Source organism: Streptomyces sp. NPDC033229, from assembly GCF_055576875.1.
Genome location: NZ_JBVIQR010000146.1, coordinates 1 through 3,722, shown reverse-complemented (window position 1 = coordinate 3,722; position 3,722 = coordinate 1). Strand labels below are relative to the sequence as shown.

Genomic DNA, 3,722 nt, shown 5'->3' with positions numbered 1-3,722 from the left:
GCCGCCGCGATCTGGCACAACCACAAGACCGGCCAGCCCGTCATACGCTCCTTGATCGCTTATGACCACTGATCACATCGGAATGACTCGTCTAGTGCCTTGTCGCGGTTTCCGTCCCACAGCCAGGCTCGCGCGAGGTCCATGTGGTGGTGGCCCTGACGCGAGTTGGGCATGGAAGCGATCAGCTCCGGGCTGGTGCGGTGGTTTATCGTCAGGGCCTTTCGCTGCTGCCCCATCTCCAGGGCCACGCTGATGGCGTGGATCTGGACGTTGCCGGGTGAGAACGTCAGCGAGTGCCTGTCGTACACCGGAGGCCCGGTGTACTCGCCCATGCGGTCGGCCGCCGTCCTGGCGAGATCGATGCGGTCTTCCGCCTCCGCTGCCCGGCCGCCTCGTGCTGCGGAGACCGCGGCACGGAGCTGGAGCGTGCCCCATGCCCGTAGGGCCAACGGCTCGCCACGCTCGTAGTCCTGCTGAAGAGTGCTGATGGCCTTGTCGGACAGGACGACGGCGTCTTCCCAGTCCGCGCTCGCCCACATGTCCCAGACCCGCATCCAGTCAGCGACCGCGGGCATGACCGGGTCACCGGACAACCGTGCTGACCAGGCGGCCCGCTCGCAGGCCATGGCGACCAGCTCGGGGTGGCCCAGAGCGTGGGCGGCGGTGTGCGCGAACTTGCAGCACACCGCATAGATCGCGTAAGCCTCCTCCCGCTCGTGGCCGGTGGTCACCTCGGCGAGGGCACGTGACTCGCGGAGCAGGTCCGGCAGGATGCGCAGGATGGCCACGTTCGCGGCGGCGTCCCGCAGTCGGTGCAGACGTGTCATCTCCCGCCACAGCTTCGCCGCCGGACGCGGGGTGCCGTCGAACATGGGGGCGAGGTCGTAGCGGCGCAGTTCCCGCAGGATCGAGGACGCGGCAACCTGCCACTGGTTCTCGTCGGGGGACCTGGTGTACGGGCGGCCGATCAGATCATTGGGGTGGACGTGCAATTCGGCTGCCAGCAGGTTCAGGATGCCGACCCTGTCCAGTTCGATCAGGCCGCGCTCCATCTTCGAGACCCAGCCTTGCGACTTGCCCAGAGCGGCGGCAAGGTCGGCCTGCGGCATGCCCAGGCGGAGGCGGGCACGACGGGCGCGGCGACCGATCTCCTCGGCTTCCTCCAGCATCAGCGCACCCCCGACCTGCTGATGGGCCGGCTTGGCTCAGTCGTTCGGCAGGGCATGGTGCCTCCGTCCGTTCAGGCGTCTCTATCAGAACGGTACCTATGCCAGGGCGGAGGCGGACTCGTCGCGGTCAAGCCCGGGGTCACTTAGGCCGGCGCGGCGTCGCTTCCGCGAGGCCATCAGCGCTGGGATCACCGGTGCCGGGCAGGTGCCATATGGGCATGGCTGGGCTGTGCCGGTCGCGCTGTCGTGGCCGTGCGGGCTTGGGCGGCTCGTGCCCGGTCGTCGGGGGCCCGCCGGGCGGCGAGGCGTTGGATGCGCCAGGTGAGGGCCCCGGCGGTGGAGCGGGCGTCGTCCAGAGTGCGCAGACGGGCGGCGTGCTGGAGGAGCTGCTCGGGGTCGCGGCCGACTTCTCGGCTTCAGTCAGGGCGGCGGCCAGTGTCGGCCAGGCGGGGTCGTCGATGACCTGTTGGGCGTAGTCGGGCACGGCCACGAGGATGCGCTGGGCGTGCCGTTCCATGGTGCGGGCCGGTGCTTTGCTCTGGGCCAGGGTGGCCAGTGGATGAGCGGCGGCTTGCTGGTAGGCAGCCTGGAGATGGGCTAGTGAGTCGGTCCGTAGATGCGTGAGCAGTAGCGGCAGATCCGGTCGATGATCTGGTCGGCGGTCTTGGTCCATTTGAAGGGGCGGGCATCGCTGTTCCAGTGCTTGGCCCAGGCTTCGAGCGCGGTCTTCAGCTCGTCGAGCGAGCAGAACACGCCGCGTTCGAGGCAGCGTCGTTCGAGCTCGGCGAACCACCGCTCGACCTGGTTGGTCCCCGACGAGTACGTCGGGGTGAAATGCAGCTCGAAGCGGGGGTGGGCGAGCAGCCACCGGTGCACCAGGGGCGCCTTGTGCGCAGAGAGGTTGTCGCAGATCACGTGCACCGCCAGGCCGGGTTCGGTCTGGCGGTCGATCTCGTCCAGGAAGTCGCGGAAGTCCACCGCGCGGTGTTGGGTCGACAGTTTCCCGATCACTTTGCCGGTGGCGGTGTTCAGCGCCGCGAACAGGTCCACGGTGCCGTGCCGGACGTAGTCGAAACTACGACGCTCCGGTGCCCCCGGCACCATCGGCAGGACGGGGGCGGTTCGCTCCAGGGCCTGGATCTGCGGCTTCTCGTCCACCGCGAACACCGCCGCGTTCGCCGGCGGCGCGAGATACAGCCCCACCACATCGCGGATCTTGTCGATCAGCAACGGGTCCGGGGAAACCTTGAAAGCCTCGGTCCGCCAGGGCTGAAGACCGAAAGCGCGCCAGATCCGCAGCACGCTCGTGGGCGAGATCCCCACCCGCCGGGCCAGCTCCCGCTTCGACCAGTGCGTCGACCCCTCGGGGACCTCTTCGAGGGTGCGGACCACCACCTCTTCCACCTGGGCATCGGTGATGGTCCGCGGCACCCCCGGCCGCGGCTCGTCAGCCAGACCGTCCAGCCGGTCCCGCAGAAACCGCGACCGCCACTTGCTCACCGTCATCCGGTGGACACCCAGCCGGCCCGCGACAGCCATGTTGCTGCCGCCTTCCGCGCACGCCAGAACGATCCTCGCCCGCAGAGCCAGGCCCTGCGCGGTCATGCGACGCTTCGCCCACCCCTGCAACACCACCCGCTCGGACTCCGAGAGCACAAGCGGGACCAGCCTGCTGTCACCCATACCCTCCAGCACACCGCCGAACGACCCAGCCGTCACCACCCCTGCCAGGATCCGGGATAGAACACAACTCACGTGGCGACACCAAGACTCAAAACCGGCTCACTAGCGGGCCAGTGACACCCGGGTTCGGCGGGAAGGCGTCACCTCCTCAACGCTCCGACTATTTGCGCGGAACCTTGATGGTTCGTCCGGCCTCCCAAGCCCGAACTACCTGCGTGTTTTGGATCCATCCGAAAGTGAAGATGGCCGTGAACAATAACCCAAGGACCCCGTAGATAGAGGCCACCACGTGCAGGGTGCCCATTATCACAGCCGCTATGGACACGGGCAGTGCAGCCAAGGACACCTGTGCCCGAAGGCGGCAAGCCCGCACATAACGCTCGGCTCGTCGTCGCTTCGTCGCCCTCTCAGCTTCCTCCTCGTCAAGGATGCGTCGTTGCCGCTCTGTCCACCGGCGATGGATCTCCGCCTCTCCTGAGCTCTGCGGCTCGATACTCGAGTTGAACACTACGTTACCGTGGACGGCTCCAGCCTGGACGGAATGTCCTGCAACGTTGCCGCTCAAGTCGTTCCGCGTGGACCGCTGTTCGCTCATGGATCGGAAGATACGCCAGCGGTGCTGGGCATCGCATGGTCATGCGTGGATTAGCGGCCACGCATGACCATGCCGCCACCCCAGAGGAAGAGAAGCACGGCCGCAACCCCCACGAGCACCCCGGCAGCAGTCCAGTCGTGGGTGCAATAGCCGAGGACCGCGAAGCCAGGGACGGCCAGTACTAGGGCGCGTATTCGGTTGTGATCAAGGGCTGGTCCGGGTGAGGTCCTTGATCCAGATCAATGAAGCGCGCAGGTGGAGGCCGGCGAGGTAGC

At 67.4% G+C, this 3,722-nt stretch carries 2 protein-coding genes and 1 pseudogene; all 3 read right to left on the bottom strand.

Going from position 1 to position 3,722, the window contains the following annotated elements; genetic code table 11:
• Positions 1 to 86: 86 nt before the first annotated feature.
• A pseudogene (locus ACZ53N_RS36765) lies at positions 87 to 1,169 on the bottom strand (helix-turn-helix domain-containing protein); the annotation flags it as partial.
• A gap of 139 nt (positions 1,170 to 1,308) precedes the next feature.
• Positions 1,309 to 1,686, bottom strand: coding sequence for a hypothetical protein (locus ACZ53N_RS36760; RefSeq protein WP_469145055.1), 378 nt, complete (start codon positions 1,684 to 1,686; stop codon positions 1,309 to 1,311).
• 80 nt (positions 1,687 to 1,766) lie between these two features.
• A complete protein-coding gene (locus tag ACZ53N_RS36755; RefSeq protein ID WP_469145054.1) occupies positions 1,767 to 2,852 on the bottom strand; it encodes an IS630 family transposase in 1,086 nt (361 codons plus the stop codon).
• Between the last annotated feature and the right edge of the window lie 870 nt (positions 2,853 to 3,722).